Origin of the sequence: Virgibacillus litoralis, assembly GCF_017873675.1 — a bacterium.
Classification (GTDB): domain Bacteria; phylum Bacillota; class Bacilli; order Bacillales; family Amphibacillaceae; genus Lentibacillus; species Lentibacillus litoralis.
Genome location: NZ_JAGGKK010000007.1, coordinates 30,645 through 49,704, shown reverse-complemented (window position 1 = coordinate 49,704; position 19,060 = coordinate 30,645). Strand labels below are relative to the sequence as shown.

General features: G+C 37.8%; 17 protein-coding genes and 1 pseudogene. 4 read left to right on the top strand and 14 right to left on the bottom strand.

The features are described from left to right. The first annotated feature begins 1 nt into the window (after window position 1). Entirely contained in the window at window positions 2-442 is a 441-nt protein-coding gene (locus J2Z82_RS07760) for an SgcJ/EcaC family oxidoreductase (protein ID WP_342453610.1), read from the top strand. A gap of 198 nt (window positions 443-640) precedes the next feature. On the opposite strand, the gene J2Z82_RS07755 is transcribed toward J2Z82_RS07760, so the two are convergent. The 5 genes from J2Z82_RS07755 to J2Z82_RS07735 all read right to left on the bottom strand — a co-directional run bounded on the left by J2Z82_RS07755 (window position 641) and on the right by J2Z82_RS07735 (window position 6,508). Continuing rightward, on the bottom strand, window positions 641-1,372 hold the full coding sequence (locus J2Z82_RS07755; RefSeq protein ID WP_209480217.1) for an SDR family oxidoreductase: 732 nt from the start codon (window positions 1,370-1,372) through the stop codon (window positions 641-643). 305 nt (window positions 1,373-1,677) lie between these two features. Further along, window positions 1,678-2,811 (bottom strand): zinc-dependent alcohol dehydrogenase, encoded by a 1,134-nt coding sequence (locus tag J2Z82_RS07750; RefSeq protein WP_209480216.1) that lies wholly within the window; start codon window positions 2,809-2,811, stop codon window positions 1,678-1,680. 73 nt (window positions 2,812-2,884) lie between these two features. Continuing rightward, the gene (locus J2Z82_RS07745) at window positions 2,885-3,955 is read right to left on the bottom strand and encodes a Ger(x)C family spore germination protein (RefSeq protein WP_209480215.1); all 1,071 of its coding nucleotides are present in this window, start codon (window positions 3,953-3,955) and stop codon (window positions 2,885-2,887) included. Then, the gene (locus tag J2Z82_RS07740) at window positions 3,945-5,033 is read right to left on the bottom strand and encodes a GerAB/ArcD/ProY family transporter (protein ID WP_209480214.1); all 1,089 of its coding nucleotides are present in this window, start codon (window positions 5,031-5,033) and stop codon (window positions 3,945-3,947) included. The genes J2Z82_RS07745 and J2Z82_RS07740 overlap by 11 nt, the downstream gene beginning before the upstream one ends. An 11-nt stretch (window positions 5,034-5,044) precedes the next feature. Then, window positions 5,045-6,508 carry a spore germination protein gene (locus tag J2Z82_RS07735; protein ID WP_209480213.1) on the bottom strand — a complete coding sequence of 488 codons (1,464 nt, stop codon included), beginning with the start codon at window positions 6,506-6,508 and terminating at the stop codon, window positions 5,045-5,047. Between the two features lie 213 nt (window positions 6,509-6,721). Here J2Z82_RS07735 and J2Z82_RS07730 point away from each other — a divergent pair, with 213 nt between their 5' ends. Next, entirely contained in the window at window positions 6,722-7,006 is a 285-nt protein-coding gene (locus tag J2Z82_RS07730; protein ID WP_092493187.1) for a hypothetical protein, read from the top strand. Between the two features lie 53 nt (window positions 7,007-7,059). Here the strand turns inward: J2Z82_RS07730 and dacB are convergent, their stop codons facing one another. After that, window positions 7,060-8,535, bottom strand: a complete 1,476-nt coding sequence (gene dacB / locus J2Z82_RS07725; RefSeq protein ID WP_209480212.1) for a D-alanyl-D-alanine carboxypeptidase/D-alanyl-D-alanine endopeptidase — start codon at window positions 8,533-8,535, stop codon at window positions 7,060-7,062. A gap of 280 nt (window positions 8,536-8,815) precedes the next feature. Next, window positions 8,816-10,027, bottom strand: coding sequence for a S8 family peptidase (locus J2Z82_RS07720; RefSeq protein WP_209480211.1), 1,212 nt, complete (start codon window positions 10,025-10,027; stop codon window positions 8,816-8,818). A 627-nt stretch (window positions 10,028-10,654) separates the two neighbouring features. On the opposite strand from J2Z82_RS07720, the gene J2Z82_RS07715 reads away from it, so the two are divergent. Continuing rightward, complete coding sequence (locus tag J2Z82_RS07715) at window positions 10,655-11,359, top strand: DUF421 domain-containing protein (RefSeq protein ID WP_209480210.1); 705 nt, start codon at window positions 10,655-10,657, stop codon at window positions 11,357-11,359. 72 nt (window positions 11,360-11,431) lie between these two features. On the opposite strand, the gene J2Z82_RS07710 is transcribed toward J2Z82_RS07715, so the two are convergent. The 4 genes from J2Z82_RS07710 to J2Z82_RS07695 form a co-directional block, all read right to left on the bottom strand. Then, window positions 11,432-13,024: a YndJ family protein gene (locus tag J2Z82_RS07710; RefSeq protein ID WP_209480209.1), complete on the bottom strand. Its 1,593-nt coding sequence runs from the start codon at window positions 13,022-13,024 to the stop codon at window positions 11,432-11,434. Then, window positions 13,011-13,625, bottom strand: coding sequence for a DUF4166 domain-containing protein (locus J2Z82_RS07705; RefSeq protein WP_209480208.1), 615 nt, complete (start codon window positions 13,623-13,625; stop codon window positions 13,011-13,013). The genes J2Z82_RS07710 and J2Z82_RS07705 overlap by 14 nt, the downstream gene beginning before the upstream one ends. A gap of 10 nt (window positions 13,626-13,635) precedes the next feature. Beyond that, the gene (locus tag J2Z82_RS07700; protein ID WP_209480207.1) at window positions 13,636-14,541 is read right to left on the bottom strand and encodes a DoxX-like family protein; all 906 of its coding nucleotides are present in this window, start codon (window positions 14,539-14,541) and stop codon (window positions 13,636-13,638) included. 133 nt (window positions 14,542-14,674) lie between these two features. After that, the gene (locus J2Z82_RS07695; RefSeq protein WP_209480341.1) at window positions 14,675-14,836 is read right to left on the bottom strand and encodes a hypothetical protein; all 162 of its coding nucleotides are present in this window, start codon (window positions 14,834-14,836) and stop codon (window positions 14,675-14,677) included. A 329-nt stretch (window positions 14,837-15,165) separates the two neighbouring features. Between J2Z82_RS07695 and J2Z82_RS07690 the strand changes: the two genes are divergently transcribed. Beyond that, window positions 15,166-16,515, top strand: a complete 1,350-nt coding sequence (locus tag J2Z82_RS07690; RefSeq protein WP_209480206.1) for an RNA-guided endonuclease InsQ/TnpB family protein — start codon at window positions 15,166-15,168, stop codon at window positions 16,513-16,515. 117 nt (window positions 16,516-16,632) lie between these two features. Here J2Z82_RS07690 and J2Z82_RS07685 read toward each other — a convergent pair whose 3' ends face one another. From J2Z82_RS07685 to J2Z82_RS07675, 3 genes and pseudogenes are all read right to left on the bottom strand, one after another. After that, window positions 16,633-17,223: a flavin reductase family protein gene (locus J2Z82_RS07685; protein ID WP_209480205.1), complete on the bottom strand. Its 591-nt coding sequence runs from the start codon at window positions 17,221-17,223 to the stop codon at window positions 16,633-16,635. Window positions 17,224-18,293: 1,070 nt separating this feature from the next. After that, window positions 18,294-18,452: pseudogene (locus tag J2Z82_RS07680) on the bottom strand (DUF4025 domain-containing protein); the annotation flags it as partial. Window positions 18,453-18,499: 47 nt separating this feature from the next. Next, complete coding sequence (locus J2Z82_RS07675) at window positions 18,500-19,012, bottom strand: DUF3231 family protein (protein ID WP_209480203.1); 513 nt, start codon at window positions 19,010-19,012, stop codon at window positions 18,500-18,502. Window positions 19,013-19,060 lie beyond the last annotated feature (48 nt).

Genomic DNA, 19,060 nt, shown 5'->3' with positions numbered 1-19,060 from the left:
CGTGGATGACAAAAATAAAATCAAAGCACTTTACCAGAAAATGATTGACGGATGGAACACTAGAAGCGCCCATGATATGGCAGGACAATTTACCAAATTCGGCGAATCAATTGGGTTTGATGGCAGTCTGATGTCGGGGCAAGATGAAATGATTTCGCAACTAAGCGGAATATTCGACGAGCATCCTACACCACCATTTGTAACGAAGATTAAAGAAATACGTTTTGTCGGAGAGGACACCGCAATCTTACGCGCTATTGTTGGCATGGTGCCACCTGGCCAGAATGAACTGAATCCAGAGTTAAATGCCTATCAAACAATTGTTGCTGCTAAACAGTCAAATGAATGGAAAATTGAACTGCTTCAGAACACACCTGCACAATATCATGGCCGACCAGACCTGGTTGAAGAGATCACTGAAGAACTGAAGTGTGTAATGTAATACTGATTATTTATATAGTTAGTTGTTGATATATATTGCATCACAGTGAAAATCCACTTTTATGCTGTTTCCTCTTGTTCTAATGATGGTTGAGTGCTAGCATGTCGCAATTCACAGAAACTTCGACGATTAAAAAGCACAAAACATTTGAAAAGAAAGGGAATGCTGATTATTTTTCAGCACTCCCTTTATGTTTAACTACACTGGTCTTACTGTCACTTCATTAACATTCACATAATCCGGTTGTGTAACCGCATATACAACGGCACGTGCAATATCATCTGCTTCTAACTTTTTCCGATCAGAGTTGGAGGCTTTCTTTTTAAGATCTTCATCTGTTCCATGTGATGCAAGATCAGTGTCTACAGCTCCTGGCGAAATGTTTGTTACACGAACACCTGTCCTTGCAAGTTCTTTTTCTAAGCCCATTGAGAGTGCACGAACAGCAAATTTTGTTGCACTATAAACTGCATTCACTTTGGAAACTTCATGTCCTGCGACTGAAGAAATATTGACAAGATGCCCTGTTGAGCGCTCTACCATTTTAGGTAAAACCGAGTTAACCCCGTAAAGAACACCTTTAATATTAACATCAATCATCTGATCCCATTCATTAACATGTCCTTTTTGAATAGTTGACATTAACATCAGCCCTGCGTTGTTAACATAAATATCTACTTCGCCAAAGGTTTCTGTAGCTTTTTCTGCAAGCGTGTCTACTTCTGATTGTTTTGCAACATCTGTTTCAACAGCAATTGCTTTTCCATTTTCTTTTTTATTTATTGATTCTACAAGCTCATCCAGCTTTTCCTTGCGTCGTGCAGCTAATACTACATTAGCACCTTCATTTGCAAGATGTTCTGCAATCGCAGCACCAATTCCGCTGCTAGCACCTGTTACAATAGCAGTTTGCCCTGATAATTTTGCCATAGTTAATTCCTCCCTTACAGTTATGAGTTTATCATGTTAGAAATGTAAGTTCTAAATATTTGGATTAGTATTAGGATTACATTGATTGACAAAAAAATGAGAGTGATCATCCATACTTGATCACTCTCATTTTAAACTCAAAATTGTGAACTTCGGCGGGGAGATTGTGAACTTGAGCCAAATGTGTGACAACTTCAGCCGAATGTGTGACCACTTCGGCGAAATCTCTGTGAACTTCAGTCGTTCGACAAATTTCGACACTTCGGAATCATACTCGATCCCGGAAAAGTCATTCTAACTACACTTCACGGCCGCAGCACGACCTTAATGCAATCATCTTCTTTCCCGTTAAACATTTTATATCCATCAGAGGCATCATCAAGCATCATGTGGTGTGTTATGATCTCTTTAGGATCGATATCTCCTTGAACAACCTGATGATAGAGCCTATCCATATAAGATCTGGCATGTGCTTGACCTGTCTTCAGCGTAATGTTCCTTGAGAAAAACGGCCCCAGCGGAAACATATTATACAGTCCACCATAAACGCCTGTGATTTGGACGATTCCGCATTTTTTCACTGCTTTTGTTGCTATTTGGATTGGTCCAAGTGTGCCACCCTGAAGTTTAAGTTTTTGTTCAATAAATTCAAGGGGTGACTTTTTGCCGTCCATTCCGACACAATCGATAACAACATCAGCTCCACCGTGAGTTACCTCTTTTAATTCTTCACCCATATCATCATATGCAGTAAAATCATACGTTTCAGTTCGATTCATTTTCTTTGAATGCTGAAGTCTAAATGGAATGTGATCAACTGCTATTACACGGGATGCACCCTTTTGCCATACGAACTTTTGAGCCATCAATCCGACCGGACCACAACCCAATACCACAACTGTATCTCCTTGTTTAACCCCAGCATTCTCCACACTCCAGTACGCAGTTGGCAAAACATCAGATAGAAATAATAGTGAGTCATCATCCATTTCACAGTCTTCTGGTATTAAGAAAGGTGTATAATTACCATAAGGTACACGAAGGTATTCTGCCTGTCCACCTGGATAATCACCGAATTTCTCTGAATATCCAAAATAACCACCTGAATCATAATGGGGATTCGCATTGTCACATTGAGATTCCTGATGATTCTCACAGTATGGGCAGTTTCCACATGCAACTGTAAACGGAATGACAACGCGGTCACCTTTTTTAACCTTGGTTACATCATTACCGACCTCTTCCACAATCCCCATTGGTTCATGACCAATCTGATAACCAATTGGTAGTGGAAAATTACCTTGATATAAATGTAAGTCCGATCCGCAAATTGCTGTTGATGTAACTTTTATAATAACATCTTCTGAATCCTGAATTTGTGGAAAATCAACATTTTCGACACTGACTGAATACTTGCCTTGATATGTTACAGCTCGCATAGATACTCCACCTCTGCTAAATTAATTTAACTAAGCATTAAGATGTCCTAATTGCAATAATGTATGTACGCTATTACTTTCTTATTCCAGACTCCGTAACTTTAAATTTTATTTTTAAATCAATAGGAAGTGTCTGATATTCTGCTTTAAACTGTTCCTTGTCATATTTTCGAATGCTGCTTCTTACATGTTCTTCAATTCCAAGAGGGTCTATGTTTAACTCCTGAAATTGTTTTATCAGTTCATTTGCTTTCTTTTCAAAATCGTTTTCTAAATCTTTTTCAAAAGAAGGAATATGTTTGGTTAAATTTTCTTTTGTGTATTCCCTAAAAACCCCCGATAATTTAACATCTATCGTAACATCTATACTGCCTTTTTCATCTGTAACACGAATGTTCCTCGTTGAATCAATATTTTGAAGTGATGCCTTGTAATTTTCAGTGACTAAATTATACTGTCCATCATTAAAATTTTGATAAAGCATTTTAAAGATATTTGCATCCTCGATCGGTATACTGTCAACAAGTGAATCATTATTAAAGAAAGCTATAGATTTTATGCTCGGAATTCCTTTCTCCATACTTAACATTGGCAAAAATGGATCCCTGGTCTTACTTTCTAACACGGAGGAGAAAATTTTTAAATTCGTCTCGGGTAGGTTCCCATATTGAACATTGTGTTGGAATAAATCGGATAAATAAAACCCCGCTCCCTTACTACTATTAATAGAGGTCAATAGTTCATATGCCGATTCCTCCACTATTCCTAAGTACAAACGTGAACCAATCGACGGGTCTCTCAAAAGGTAATCAAGTGTTTCTCTAAGTCCGTTCTCTGCTAACTCCTTGTTAAAAAAAGCGATTTCCAATTTTCCGTTATGAAGCTGTTCAGAAGCTTGGGCATTCAGTTTCAATCTGTTTTCATAAACCATAGAGGATGTATCCGTATACACCAAATCAGTTAATTGATTTTTCTGTAAAAACATGGGTGATACGACAGTCCCTTGTATAGTCTCTTTATCTACATAATCATATCCTGCAACCGTAACCATTCGAATCTGATCAATAATCTTCTTTGGCATACCAAAATTCGCAAATATACTGACAGCTATAAATGTAAAGAAAATAATATATTTAAGAGGCATTTTTCTTCACCTTTCTGCGAATTAGGTTAATCAAAAATAATATTGGAATGTAGCAAAATAATAGTATGCCTCCTGCTTTACCTGTAATATCATTGATAAAGGCTATAAATTCCCTTCCACTAATAATAATGCAGGCAATATAGACGATAGCAAGTAAAAATACCGCTGTTTTTTTATGGGAAATACCAAATAAATTGTGCAGCGATCTAGTACTTGCCCACAAATATAGTGCAACGTTAGGCAGGATGCTAAAAAACAGTGTTGCAATACCAACGTATTCAAAACGAGCAAGAAAAGGCATCTCAATAATTTTCCACAGACCTAATGTAGCCCATATCGTATTTTGCAATTCACTTTGGTTGTAATATATGTACGAAACAAGGCAAATAAATACATATAAGAAAGTCGTATATATATTTCCGATATGAGCAAATTTTTGTGATTTTCTGGACTCACGTATAAAAGGATAAAATACAAGTAATGTGCTAATTCCCAAAAAACTGAAGATGGCCAATGATGAAGACTGCAGTATTTCCGTAAAGGAGTGATCAAGAATCGGTAATATATTTGTTAGATTAGAATACTTTAATGGATAGAATAAGGTGAAAATCAAAAAGAATGGATAGACAACACCAAAAAAGCATACACCCACTACAATTCTAAACTCTCCTGATATAATATAATAAATTAGTGGAATAAGCAGTAATAACAATGCCCACACTTTCACATATGGGAACATCCATACTTGAATAATTTCTATATATGTTCGCAATACAACTATGGAAGTCAATATTAAATACACAGAAAATATAAAAGAAAGAATACCCCCAAGCCATTTACCATATGTAAACTTGTGTATGGAAACAATTTCCCCTCCGTCATTATTTTGCAGGATTCTATACATAATCCAAATGATAATATTAAATCCAAGCCCAGCCACGATTATCGATATCCATGCATCATGACCAGCATACTTATTGATAACACTTTGAAAACCAAGGACACCAACACCTGATTGTGCAGCAGAAATCAAAAAGAACACCATAAGTGCCGGCACTTGATCTTTTACCTTAACCATCGCATACCCCTCTACTTCTCATAATCTTGTTTCGCAGATCGTAAAACTTTTTCAGGTCTTACTGCAAAAGGACGCTTATTTTGTTTATCAAAAGGTAAGCGGATAAAAGCATCTTTTAGATCGGTCAATCGAAATGGAAATATTGGTTCTAGGAACGGTCTTCCTAACGATGTTAGTTTTAGCAAATGAACCATAATATATGCAATACAGATACCAACCCCAAGAATCCCGTAAATATGTGCAAAAGCCAATAACGGAAATCGGATAAGGCGAATCGTGTTACCCATTTGATAGACGGGAGTTGTAAAAGATCCAAGTGCTGCCAATGCAACAATGATCAACAAAACATTACTTGTCAGACCCGCTTCCACTGACGCTGTTCCGATTACAATTCCTCCCACAATACCAATTGTCTGACCAATTTTACTAGGAAGCCTTGCCCCGGCCTCACGCAATAATTCAATTGTTAACTCGAGAATGATAGCCTCCAATATTGGAGGAAACGGGACTTGGGTTCTTGAACTAACTAACGTTCCCAGCAATGTTTTAGGTATTAGTTCAAAATGATGGGTAAGAATCGCAACATATAATGGCGTAATTAAAATAGAGAAAAATACCGCAAATAAACGAATTAGACGAAATGCCGATGCAAGCGTCCAATTTAGAAAATAATCCTCAAAAGCTGAGAAGAATTCTACCAGCGTGGTCGGGCCGATTAAGACATGTGGTGAACCATCTACAAAGATAGCTACTTTTCCTTCCGTCAACACCGCAGCAATTCTGTCAGGTCTTTCCGTATCAAGTAATTGCGGAAATGGCGAATTCTGGTTATCAGTGATCGCCTGTTGGATATAAGAACTATCTATTACCTGGTCCATCTGGACATCTTTAATCCGCTGAATAACGGTTCTAACATTTTCTTTGTCAGCTATACCTTCAATAGATACGACTGCAACCTTCGTTTTTGTTACCGTACCAACCTTCATCTTTTCCATGCTTAATTCAGGTACAGAAATCCGCTTTCGGACTAGATTTAAATTTGTATCAATATTTTCAACAAAAGCTTCTTTTGGCCCTACAACACTGAATTCTACTTCTGGAATACCAACTTGGCGTGTCTTGGTAAGCGGAATAGGAATTAGCAGATACTGAGGATTCACATTTTCCATATAAATGAATACAAAACCTTGAATTAGCATCTCCTGAAGTTGATCAGGATCATCGATTAATTGTGACTTAGTAATAGGAATATCATTAATAACTTCATTTAAATCAATATAATCATTTTGCTGTATTTGTGGAAGTATGTACTTTTCTAACTTTTCTGTGTCAATTGCTGACTTTAAATACCCAAGACAAATAGAACTGTCATTGTGTTCAAATTGATAATCAATAAAATCATCTTTTTGTGTCAATTCAGCTAATGTATTTTGGAAGTCTCGTTGCTTCTTCTTTTTAGTCACTTTCTTTTTCATAGGAACATCCTCTTCAAACAGTGCTACAAAGTAGTATGAAAAATAAAGTGGTTTCTTATGCATCTGTTTGAGTTAACATGTATGTAAGTAATTTATAAACAAAGTTAGCTTTCACAAAAATTTTTTTAAATAATACATAATCTATTGAAACTTGCTAAACAATACGTACGGAGCACAAAAAAGCTCAATAAAATTAATGGAGGTTTTTAAGTTATGGCACAACAAAATCCACAGCAGCAACAATTACAGCAAGCTGTACAACAGGCTCAACAAGCTCAACAAGCGGTACAGCAAGCTTCTGCTAGTGCTGATCCACAACAGCTTCAACAAGCTCAGCAACAATTACAGCAAGCTGAACAAGGTCTTCAAAATGCTCAATCCCAAGCTGGTGCTGCTGGTCAGCAAGATCCACAAGCTCAGCAAGCACAACAGCAGTTGCAACAGGCCCGTCAGCAAGCAAATCAGGCGCAGCAAGCACAGCAAAACAAACCTCAATAATGCCAGAAATAATAAGGGAGCCTCCAACACAAAAGCGGAGACTCCCTTCATTATTATTGATTTGCTATAAATTCCACAATTTTATCCTCAATTTCCGGACCATCATCCTCATCCAACAAGTTATTAAGCATAATTGAAAAAATGAGGTTATCCCCGCTTTCGCTCTCTACCATCCCTGATAGTGTACTGACACCATAAATAGTTCCGGTTTTCGCCTGGACATTCTTATCTTCCATCCGGTTTTTCAATGTTCCGCCAATCATCCTGTCAGCTTTACCAGCAATAGGCAGTGAATGAAGATATGAATCATACCAACTTTGATTCTGTACTAAATAGAGTAATTTTGACATCTCATTTGGGGGAATTAAGGTTGCATGTGAAATCCCCGAACCATCGCGAATCATGAGGGAATCTGTGTTCATCCCTATTTTTGTTAATTCTGTTTCAACTACTTCCAGTCCTTTCTCCCAGCTGCCTTCACCGTGTACAACCTTCCCCATTTCTTTAACCAATATTTCCGCAATCGTATTATTACTTAATTTCATGAACGGTACCAGCATTTCAGAAAGCTGCATCGATTTATCGGAATAAAGAACTTCTGCCTTATCCGGAGCAGCTCCAGTTTTCACTTTACCTTCCCAGGATATCCCCTGTTTCTGAAGTGATAGCTGAAACAATTCCATGGCATACTCAGTTGGTTCCCATACAGCCATCCACTCCTTAGTAACAGTAGACCCAGCAGGAATGGTACCCTCAATGGTAATTGTATTTCCACCATGAACTCGCTCAAGTGTTAAATCCTCTTCCATATTTGTATCGCTGGTTGTAGCTGTATTCTTCACTTTTATATAATTGTTCTCAGGTGAAATAGTAACATCAGGTTTTTCCCCTTTACTACCAGGGCTTACCTCAACTATCACGGTGCCAGCATCATAATCTTTATCTGGTGAAGCAGTTAAAGCAGAAATTTGTGCTCCATAAAACCAATGCTCATCACTCCAAATCAGATCTGGAGAAAGACGTACTTTGTCGTACCACGTATCATCTCCCACAATATCCCCCTTTATCACATTGACTCCACTTTCTTTTATTTTATTCGCGAAATTATCAAAGTCAGAAGGCAGCAATGTTGGGTCTCCTTTACCCTTTAAAAAAAGATTGCCAGACAATGTACCATTATTAATCACCCCACTGATAAGCACCTCAGTTGAAAAGGTATGATTCTCACCCAGCACGGAGAGTGCCGATGCAGCTGTCAAAAGTTTCATGTTTGATGCAGGTCGCAAACGAACATCACCCATATGATCATAAATCTTCTCCCCATTTTTTGCTGAACGGATACTTATTCCAGTTATCGCTCCACTCAATTTCGGCTCAGTTTTTATAAAATTCTCTATCTGTTCTGTCATTGTACTACTCTCCTCTGTTGTGTTAACTGGTTCACTTTTTTTATCTGTTGCAGCAGACCCTATCATGAAGATTAATAAGAATAGAAAAAGCATTCCAAAGCTATAATTTTTTACTGTCATCCCTATCACCTCATTTCAGACCTAATACTGATTTCTGTATTTATGTATAGATTCCTTTTTTCTACTCATATATTTAAAGAACTTTTCGATAAACTGACCCAAAAACAGCCTATTCCCAATGATTTACTTGACTCTAAAATTATATACTTTATTTTTAGAAAACCAAGCTTATTCCCAAGGCTTAGTTGCACTTATGCAGTAAGAAAGGATTTATTCTTTCTTACTGCCAAAGAAAAAAGCACCGCATAAATGAGCGATGCTTCCACTTTCTTCTATTCTACTAATAATTAACTGCATCGTAAGAATTAATTAATCCATCTTCAAAATAATAGCCAGCACCATTCATGTAATCAGCTGTATTTTCTATGGCTGCTCGGATCTGGTCGTTATTTCTGCCCTGACCCGCCAATAAACCAGCAAGCCCTGCAACATGTGGTGAAGCCATCGAAGTACCCGACATATAAACATAACCATCACGCAAATATGTTGATGCAATATCGACACCAGGTGCCATCACATCCACCCATTCACCATAATTTGAAAAACTCGCAATTTGATTATTACTATCTACAGCCCCAACAGCGATAACATTTTCATAGGAAGCAGGCTCGAAAGTAGTCGAAACACCATCATTTCCAGCAGCAGCTACAATAAGTGTACCTTTATTCCATGCGTAATTTACTGCATTTTCCAATGTTTGCGTATCACAATCACAGCCAAGTGATAGATTGATAACTTCCGCCCCATAATCAGCAGCATAGATAATTCCATCTGCTATATCTGCCAGAGATCCACTTCCTCTTGCATCTAATACTCTAACAGCTAGAATCGATGTATTTGGTGCCATACCAGCGATTCCAATCCCATTATTCGTTTCTGCTGCTGCAGTTCCAGCTACATGTGTACCATGGCCGTTTCTATCCATTGGTTTATAATCATTTTGGACAAAATCATACCCCAAAATTGTTTTACTATTTAAATCTTCGTGACGATAATCTACACCAGTATCTAAAACAGCAACTTCCTGCCCACTATTTCCTCTGGTAACATCCCATGCGGCGTTAGTATACGTATTAAATATTCCGTATTGGTAACTAGGATTTGCGTATGTGTCATTTGGAGACCAAGTAGCACTCATTTTATAATTTGGTTCTGCGTAATCGACATTGGGATTTTTGTTAAGTGCTTTAACCACAGCCTCAACATTTCTAACTTCCAGGACTTTAAAAGGAGATTTAACGGCATCTTCATCAGGCATCACTTCCGCCTTCACCCCTTTTAATGCCTTTTTTTGCCCATTTTCTGTAACACCAGTCTTAAACTTGACGATCACCTCTCCTTTTACGTGTGAACCATTTTCATTCGATTGCTCCATGGCTGACACTTTTTCTAACTTACTTGCATTGCTCTGATCAGATGATTCTGCACTTCCTAATGTTGGAAATGCCAACAGCATCGCAATAAACAACACACTAAAAAGCTTTATTCTCATCACTATTCCTCCTTTTTTAGACTTATATATATATTCTGAAAAAAGGAGATGAAAACCTTTATAAAAAGCTTGGGAAACATGGGGGCAAAGAATGTCGAATAACGGCAACTTTTGACCCACACTTTCCTGTGGTTGGAGAAGTGATTTTTCATAAAAACTAATGACCCTTACGTATCAACGGTTTGAGAAAAATAACAATGTCTTTATGTATACTTAGATATTTTAGTAAATAAAGGCAGTTCAAATTTAATTTAACAACGAATTTATAATTTCAGTTAATATTACCCAGTGCAGAATACAATTAAGTTCCATTAATTAAATATATAAGTGCATTTGCGCAAGTGAATTTCAAGTTAACCTTACGATTATTAGATTAGTGCAAACGCCCGTTTAGCAAAATACTTTTGTTTAAAATTACTCTTTAGCTCTATTACAAATCATTATTTTCATAACAGATGGGTGCTGCGCATTGCGGAGTCACGGAGGTTTAACGATTCATTTTCATGTAGAAGGTGGCTTGCATCTGGCAGCCATGTTGATTTCTTAAATGCTAAAAAATTATAAATAATTCTGATTTAAAACATCCATCCTAATTATGTTAGTAATGTGTATGAAGGTGTGAGCGTAATGGATTTTTTCAGTGGCCAAGAATCACTTACCGCAATACAATGGGCATTAAGAGCTGTTGTGGGATTTATCTTTTTAATTGTCATAGCAAAAATTATGGGACAGCGATCAATTTCACAATTGAGATTTCTCGATTTTGTCGTAGCATTGCTAATAGGAAACATTATTGCCCATCCGCTATCAGATGAAGGACTGGGACTTAAGGGGTCAATGATTACAATGAGTGTTGTAGTAGCGTTATATATGTCTGGAGTATTGTTGAGTTTAAAATGGCCACCGATACGAAAGATATTCAATCCTCCCCCTATACCTCTGATTGAATACGGGAAAATAAAGTATAAAAACCTGAAGAAGGCAAGGATATCAGTAGACGTACTTTTATCCGAACTACGAAAAGAAAAAACAGAGGATATCCAAAAAGTAGCACTCGCATTGTGGGAAAATGGTGGAACTATATCGATATTTCTATATCCTCAATACCAGCCACTTACACATTCAAATCTGACGCCACCTTTAAAACCATTCCATTATCCTCATACTCTCGTTAAAGAACGTAAAATCGATTATGAAATTCTGCAAAAGGCAGGAGTAGATGAAGAATGGCTAGTTCAAGAATTGACAACAACCCATAATGTAAAACTAAACGACGTACTGTTGGCAACAATTGATGAAAACAAAAACCTCAAAGTATTTCTGTATAACTGATAACATGGTTAAACACTTATCAATCATATTGTTAGAAGACTTTGCAAGCACCAATAAGTGCCTTAATTGCACTTATTGGTGCTTTATAAGATCCTGATAATGGATATAATAATTAATTTTTAAAAAAGGCAGTGAAAAAATCCACATATTGTGCTGTGCCCTAAGATTTCCCTTTTCAGCCTCTTCAACATAGAATTTTTCTTCAATAGGTAAGCGGAATAAAAACTTGCCAAAGGCTAAATAAATCCCTGAATTATTAGCTTTATTTGCACTTGAAAGTTGAAGTGCCGAATCATCCTGGTTTAGTTCAAGTACGCCAACCATTGAAGCGTACGGTAAAGGTAAGGCTATGTTCATGTAGGACCGACCTTGTTCCTTATGTGCAGAATATAAAGCCACAAAAGTGGTCTCCTCATTTATTTTTCGAACCCATGCCCTTACATCATTGCGTCCATCATCCTCATCCTTAACCGAAAAAATATTCCCATTCATCTCGGCCTTTTTACTGGAAAATGGTAAGTTAATTTGCCCAACATATCTGCTGATCAAACGATACATTGCTGCAAAAGGCTTAAACCATGGTCGCCATTTCACCTCAGCAATTAACCGGTACTGATTTGTGTTTTCATAAAAATCTGTAATAGCTGGTGATAATGTATCCGTATTTATATCACTTTCATACACGCTCATATCATCTACTAATCCCTTATATGTCTTATGATCTGTTCTGCCAGTTAAAATCCCTTCACCAATGACACTTTTCCCTCTAATTTGACTAACCGGAAAGTTCGGCCTTCGCATCACAGTAAAAGGAAGCTTAATATACCAGCCTATAATACCTGCTGCTGCAAACAACACAGAGTTAGTTATTCCATGAAATAAAAGCATAAAATTAATTGTTACGGTATACAGTCCGGTAACATTACCAAATGCGTATACTAATGAAAAAATGATTGCCACACCCAACGCAGCAAAAGACACTCGATTCAGCCAATTAATAGATGCTTTAAAAGATATGTAGATTAAACCATAAATACCAATGATATAGATTATTACCGATAACAGTTCTAATAACGTCGAAAATGTGATTCCTACCGCTACAATAATTGGTGAAACAATAACAACTATGCCTACCAATTTATATAATGCTGATTTGTATAACCTGCCAAGCAGACCAGTAAAGATAGGCAACAGAAAGGCCGAATAATGAAAATGGATACCTGTCAGCCATGTCATCATTGGAGAGAATCCGGTATCCACATTGGCTTCATATGCAACAAACCAGCCACCGCCGATTGCTATATAAATGAGGCCGATATCAATTAAAAATTCCTCCAAGTGAACAAAACCTCTATGTAAAAATCGACTGACTCCATATCCAGCAATGAACAAAGTAAAAAGAAAATAAATTACCGTAAAGACCGTATCCCATGCAGTATCATTTGTAACTTGCAAAAAAATAACAGCAGCAAATGCAGGTATTGCTAGATAAGGAAGAAATCTTGGAACCTTCCAGTTATCACCTTCCATTACCAGATGAAGTGTAAGCGGAACGTAGACTAATTGAGCTACAGTCAACATCATAAAATACCATGGATGTGGACTGAATATAGCAATCACGAGCACTATTAATATGTTACATAATCCAATGTTACGAAATGTCATCGGCTGTAAACTCTCCTTCATACGAAAACAGTGTACCAATCAACGGATTTCTAACTTTAACATGTATCAAGTATACATCTTTTTCCTCCAAATACTTCTCCGTAACTGTCGCCAACCCCTGAAACAACGTTGGCAATGGAATTTCCAGCCGGCCGAGTACCAAGCGCTGCCGATTTGATGAGATTTTCAAAGCCCCTTCTGTGGTTACATGAAGTGACAAGTCTGAATAAAATAGATGTGGTTCACCAAGGTAATCCTTTATAATCTTCCGTTCGGAGTCTAAACTCATCAGCGCATTAAAATACCTTTTCTTCGATCCAAAATAAAATGTCCGTTCCCAACGGATCTGCTCCTCACCATTTCTACCAGTTTCTGAAGTATTAACAATTTTAAAGGGAATATTCTCCCCATGCTCCGGAAAAAGTAACCTAAACTTCACGCCTATCCAAAATAAAGGATACAGCCATTTCGGTCCACCTGTTATACTTTCCATCATACCAGTCCCTTTAAAGGATATTCCCCTTTGGATCTCATATCTTTTTTGCAACATGGGATGAAGCTGATAAAAATCTTTCCCCATAACACGTTTATAAATCGACATCTTAATCTCCCTACCTCTTTCGCTTACAATTTTTTGCTGTAGGAACATTTTTGCTGAACATTAACCCCACTACAGACAGAATGAATAATGCTAAGTTGAATGTTAAGGGATTAAACGGATCCACAGCACTGCTTGGCTGTGCGATAATTGCTCCCATTGTTAACAGAGGAAAAATAATAATTTGTAACTGAAACAATTGTCTTTTTTTCGAATACACCAGCCAGGCCGCCCCGAATAATACTTCGATAATTCCAGCAATCAGAACAACCCAGGATGCTTGCATATACGAAATAGGTACAGCACTTTGGACCATACCTACCTCAGCTGGATGCATACCAATTACTTTTGGAACAAGCCCATGATACAGCCAGATAAATGAAAATAAGAGCGTAATAATCCAATAACTAAAAAACTTCAGATACTGTGATGAAGGTGTGTCCCCTTGCTCCAGCCATCGTTTCAATACATCAAAACTTAGCGCAGTCCCCCATCCTATAAGTGGGCGAAACATAAATTTATCAATCAATTTACCAATCCTGCCAAGACCGGGTTCATAATTGTATTGTGTTAAAAATATGATTGAGGAATCTGATCGAGGAATATACTTCCAATACCCTCTTCCTTCACGAATAAGGGAGCTTGCCTGGTCTGTTCCAAAATGTAAAGAAGATGTTTTCGATCCATCTTTCGCATGAAAACTGCCAACACTTTTCCCCCACCCTTCAACTGAGAGACCAGGACCAATAGTTGTCTTATATGTAAATTCCTGTGGCTGGTTTTCTTTTTTAGGAAGATAGGTAATTGACGAAAAACGAAGATCCCACTGTTCATGGAGTTTTGGAGTTTGTGTTGCATCCCATAACATATTCATCTCTGATTCAATGGGTACTTCAACGTATATTGGTTTACTCTTCACAATGTTCACCTCAACTTGCACATGGAAATAGTAGTTTTAGTTTAACATATAGAAAGATAGTTTTATTATTTAGAAAAGCTTAAATCTCCACTAGGACTTAAGCTTAACTTTATAATGAATATGAATGCTTATCTTAATTGGACTTTCTGTTTGCTACCCAAAAAGCTAGTATAACCAGTGGAATTACCAGGAATATTGGAATGTTAATATGACTTTGTGTAAGCATTGCTAGAAAGAACAGTACTGCAATTCCTATAATTATGTACAAACATCCGCGCCCGAATGCTTCCAACACTTTAGCCCCCTTCCCATTCGAAAATTTAACTGTCTATCTACTTAGTCGAGAGTACCCCATCCTCAAGGAACCTGAAGAGCAAAGCCCAGTGAGTAGGGTGGGGTTAATCGACTTCGGATCAGAGATGGCTAATGCCATCCCAATGATCCGACTTGCCTCTTGAAAAGTTATGTGCTAGAATAACAATAGAACACATGTTCCTAAATCAGGAGGTGAATACAATAAACAATCAGAATTGTGAAGCATCTTACCATACGCAACAAATTTGGATTAAGCCTGGTCACCGCATGTACGACTATTTTAAAGAGTTGAGTCAATGTGCCAAAAACATGCATAATGTGGTTAACTTTTACATCAGACAAGTGTTTACCGCTTTGATAAATGAAGGCCGCCTGCACCCTTTGCAGGAAGAAGTACTGACTACCATTTACCATAACTTAGATGCGATGAATGAACAACAAATGCTGGCATATCAACGCAGGCTAGCAAAAGAAAATGCCAAGCCCGTGGATGAACGAGAAAAACTTTCGTGTAACATATTCCAGGCACCGACAAAGGAAAATCCATACATCAACTATTCCTTTTTAAATCGTTTGTTTCACACCATCAAACAACCTGACTACCTTGCCCTGCCAATCCAGAGCAGTCAATGGGTGATGAAAACAGTCTTTCAAAACTGGAAAGGTTTTTACGCCAGTTTAAAAGATTATCGCCTCCATCCCGAAAAATACAAAGCCAGACCAGGCATCCCGAAATACTGTCGCTCCTTAGAGAAAGAAGTTATTTTCACCAACCAGGATTGTGTTATCAAAGACCAAAAGTATTTGAAATTCCCTAAAACAAAAGAAAGACTTAACATAGGCAAGCTTGGCATGGCGAATGGAAAGCTCATGCAGGTACGGGTCATTCCAAAATATGGTCACTATGTCGTGGAACTGATCGTCAAAGCGGACCAGCTTCCGACCAAACTTCCTATGACCGGCAGATTCATGGCACTTGATCTGGGAATTAACAATCTCATTTCCGGGGTCACAAACACCGGTACAAGGCCATTTCTGATCAAAGGTAAGCATGTGAAATCCATCAATCACTATTACAATAAACAAAAAGCTCATTATTTGGGCGTTCTTCGTCATGGAAAAACAACCAACGAAGGTCCCTTTACCTCCCGCCGATTGGAGCGATTGCATCAAGTTCGATATAAAAGATTAAAGGATATCTTTCACAAGGCCAGCCATCAAGTGGTGAATCTTGCCATGGAAGAAATGGTAGACACCATCATTATTGGTCAAAACAAGGGCTGGAAACAAGAGACAGGTATGGGAAAACGAAACAATCAGGCCTTTGTAAGTATTCCGCACGCCATGCTGATTTCCATGATTACCTATAAGGCGAAAAAACATGGAATTCGAGTAGTTACAACAGAAGAGTCCTACACATCCAAAGCAAGCTTTATAGATGGCGATGCCATACCTATTTTTGGTGAGGCCAACGAACAACGACCAGCATTTACTGGAAGTCGAATCAAGCGCGGCTTATATCGAACAGCCAAAGGGTTATTCGTAAATGCTGATGTCAACGGTGCAGCGAATATTCTAAAAAAAGCTGTAGGCCTCTTACAAGTTAACCAGCCATTCTCCTTTCATCATGTAAATGTTTGGAATCCCAAAGTCATATAAAAGAAGTGCCAAAGGAAAACCGATGGCATAGAGGGGTTGGGTGTTTTCAGCACACCAACGTGTCAACCCCACTAACGTTAAGCGTCTTTGCATGACGATACGTTAGAAACCCCCACTTCAAGGAATCCTGGAGGGCGAGTAAGTGGTGGGAGTATTCATTGTATATGTATTAACAGTACTCTTATGATCTAGCCTTGCATACTGTGAACGCCCTAAATAAAGCGGAATTTCAAGTTTACTGAAATCCGGAAGTCCATTCTCCAAAAATAAATCATCATCACGATAGCATTGTGTAATATCGCCTACAAACCAATCATGATCACCATACGTATTAATATCAATTGTCTTACACTCATAGGCAACATATGCATCATGAAGAATTGGTGCATTGATAGTTAAACCGTTATCATATGATATTTTACCATAGTCAAATTTGTCGAGATCCTCCCCAGTAAATACCCCTGTTTCTTGAATGAACGCGGCTTTTTCATATGGAACGAAATTAATCGCAAATTCTCCAGCATCATAAACCAGGTCAAATGTATAACGTTCTCTCCCAATTGCCACCCCATACATCGGCGGGTCAAAAGAAATATAGGAATGCCATCCAGCAGCCATAATATTACTTTTTCCATTATAGGTTACCGTAACTAGTGCGACCATACCAGGATAACTGTGCATGACCGTCTTTGATGTCGCTTTTCTCATTGTAATCACCCTATCTATGTATCTATTTTAACCCGATAAAAAAGCTGAGAACTAATTTGTTTAACACTGCCATACCAGAATAAGTAATTATCTTTATTTATATTAACACCATAGTAGTAGAGCAACAAGCCAATAAGCAGTAAGTTCTTTAATCTAAATGACTATTTTTTATAAAAAAATATATACATTACGACATAATCCGAAAAAAAACTGACCGGGTCTCATAGCCTTAGTGAAGACACGTTTCTCATTATTTGAACAGAATTCACGTTCTCATAACACCGATGAAGACCTATTTGAACAGCTGTCGCTTTCTCATAACCCTGATGAGTGGCCGCTGAGCAAATGACACATTAGTGCTAAAAGTGGTGAAAGCAAATTATTCTGCCGGAACTTTGAAGTACTCAGATAAGAACAAGAGATAGCAACATAATAATTTTCACTGTGTCACATTTTATATCAACTTCAAATGTTAAAGTGCAACAAAGGTTACAAGCAGAACTATAATAATTTTACTATTTCCATGCCACCTTAGCCAGTTGAGAATCGATAGTAATAATAAGAAAGGTTCACTACTACTATCGTTAATCAAGCTTAAAAGGTGGCATGTTAAACGAATAAATTTCAGAAAAATGTAAGTGAATCAAGAACAAAAGCGCAAGCGCCTGTTAAGCGCCGTATGGACTGTGCCCGCGCATCGCGGGTAGGTCGACGTTGCCGCGCAAAGCGACGGTCTTAGTCGATCTTTCTTTTCCCTGAGATAAAGGATACACGAAGAGCGTAAGCGATTCGATGTTGACTTATCGTAGACACGGGGAGGGAAGTCCACTAGGCGCTAGGCGCTGGAGCTGGACGTCGGTGATTCAGAAGTCCAGTTATCCACTGCACTTAAATTTTATAATTTCCTATACAATTAGAAAGTCACTTTCCAATTAAATGAAAAGTGACTTCAAACTTCTTTACTGTTGTACTGGCTGATATATATTAGCTATCGTTTGGATTGCGTTTTGTAGTGCAGCCATAAGTGGATAGTAACCCTATTTAGTCATGTATTGCCATATTTCATAAGCCTATTCACGTTTTTGGTCAATTGTTCCTTCAAAATAATCATCTGAAACTTGTTCATGTGTTTCGGCCAAACCTTTTTCAATCTGTGTATGACCTTGGTAATCAGACGTCTCATAATTCTTTTCAGCGACTTTACGGCTATCTTCTGGATTTACTTTATTTCGTTTTTTTGGCAAATTCACACCTCCATTGCTTTAATTATTGCAATTTAGCTCTGACTAGGTATATCAGTATGAAGCGGTGGCGTTATTAGCCATCCTTTTTCCTTATTCAGACGAAGTGCCTTTGCACTCGTTTGACTTTTGTTCATATGGAACTGGCCGAACAACATTGCAACGTCTTCACGAGTACACTGGCCCATAATTGAACTGCAGGATACTAATCCAGCAGCAAGGCTTGCTGATGCCATTGCACTTATTTCCTGATCATTAAACTTTGCCCCTGAAGGAATGTCTTCAAGGTCAGCTAAAGAGCGTTCTGGAGGTGAAGGAGGAATCGTGATGCCATTCATCTTCAAAATTTCCTCTATATCTTCAGATTCTTTTTTTATACCTTGAATTAATTCTTCCAGCAATTGTCTTAAATCCTTGTCACCCGTGTGATTAATATAAGTTTGAAATGCAGCATAGTTCCCTTTTGCTACCACCAAATATGACCACATGCTAAATACCTCTCCATAGTGAAGTGGCTGTTTCTTTGGGTTACCTGACAAAATACCCATAATAATACACTCCTTTGAATTTTATTTACAAAGATAGTTTTACTCCAG

Bases quoted from the DNA above. Each gene is read 5' to 3' on its own strand.
- J2Z82_RS07675 (WP_209480203.1), bottom strand. From the start codon at position 19,012: ATGGGTATTTTGTCAGGTAACCCAAAGAAACAGCCACTTCACTATGGA.
- J2Z82_RS07735 (WP_209480213.1), bottom strand. From the start codon at position 6,508: ATGAAAAAGAAAGTGACTAAAAAGAAGAAGCAACGAGACTTCCAAAAT.
- J2Z82_RS07740 (WP_209480214.1), bottom strand. From the start codon at position 5,033: ATGGTTAAGGTAAAAGATCAAGTGCCGGCACTTATGGTGTTCTTTTTG.
- J2Z82_RS07690 (WP_209480206.1), top strand. From the start codon at position 15,166: ATGCATAATGTGGTTAACTTTTACATCAGACAAGTGTTTACCGCTTTG.
- J2Z82_RS07750 (WP_209480216.1), bottom strand. From the start codon at position 2,811: ATGCGAGCTGTAACATATCAAGGCAAGTATTCAGTCAGTGTCGAAAAT.
- J2Z82_RS07710 (WP_209480209.1), bottom strand. From the start codon at position 13,024: ATGACATTTCGTAACATTGGATTATGTAACATATTAATAGTGCTCGTG.
- J2Z82_RS07715 (WP_209480210.1), top strand. From the start codon at position 10,655: ATGGATTTTTTCAGTGGCCAAGAATCACTTACCGCAATACAATGGGCA.
- J2Z82_RS07705 (WP_209480208.1), bottom strand. From the start codon at position 13,625: ATGTCGATTTATAAACGTGTTATGGGGAAAGATTTTTATCAGCTTCAT.
- J2Z82_RS07755 (WP_209480217.1), bottom strand. From the start codon at position 1,372: ATGGCAAAATTATCAGGGCAAACTGCTATTGTAACAGGTGCTAGCAGC.
- J2Z82_RS07720 (WP_209480211.1), bottom strand. From the start codon at position 10,027: ATGAGAATAAAGCTTTTTAGTGTGTTGTTTATTGCGATGCTGTTGGCA.
- J2Z82_RS07730 (WP_092493187.1), top strand. From the start codon at position 6,722: ATGGCACAACAAAATCCACAGCAGCAACAATTACAGCAAGCTGTACAA.
- dacB (WP_209480212.1), bottom strand. From the start codon at position 8,535: ATGACAGTAAAAAATTATAGCTTTGGAATGCTTTTTCTATTCTTATTA.
- J2Z82_RS07685 (WP_209480205.1), bottom strand. From the start codon at position 17,223: ATGAGAAAAGCGACATCAAAGACGGTCATGCACAGTTATCCTGGTATG.
- J2Z82_RS07745 (WP_209480215.1), bottom strand. From the start codon at position 3,955: ATGCCTCTTAAATATATTATTTTCTTTACATTTATAGCTGTCAGTATA.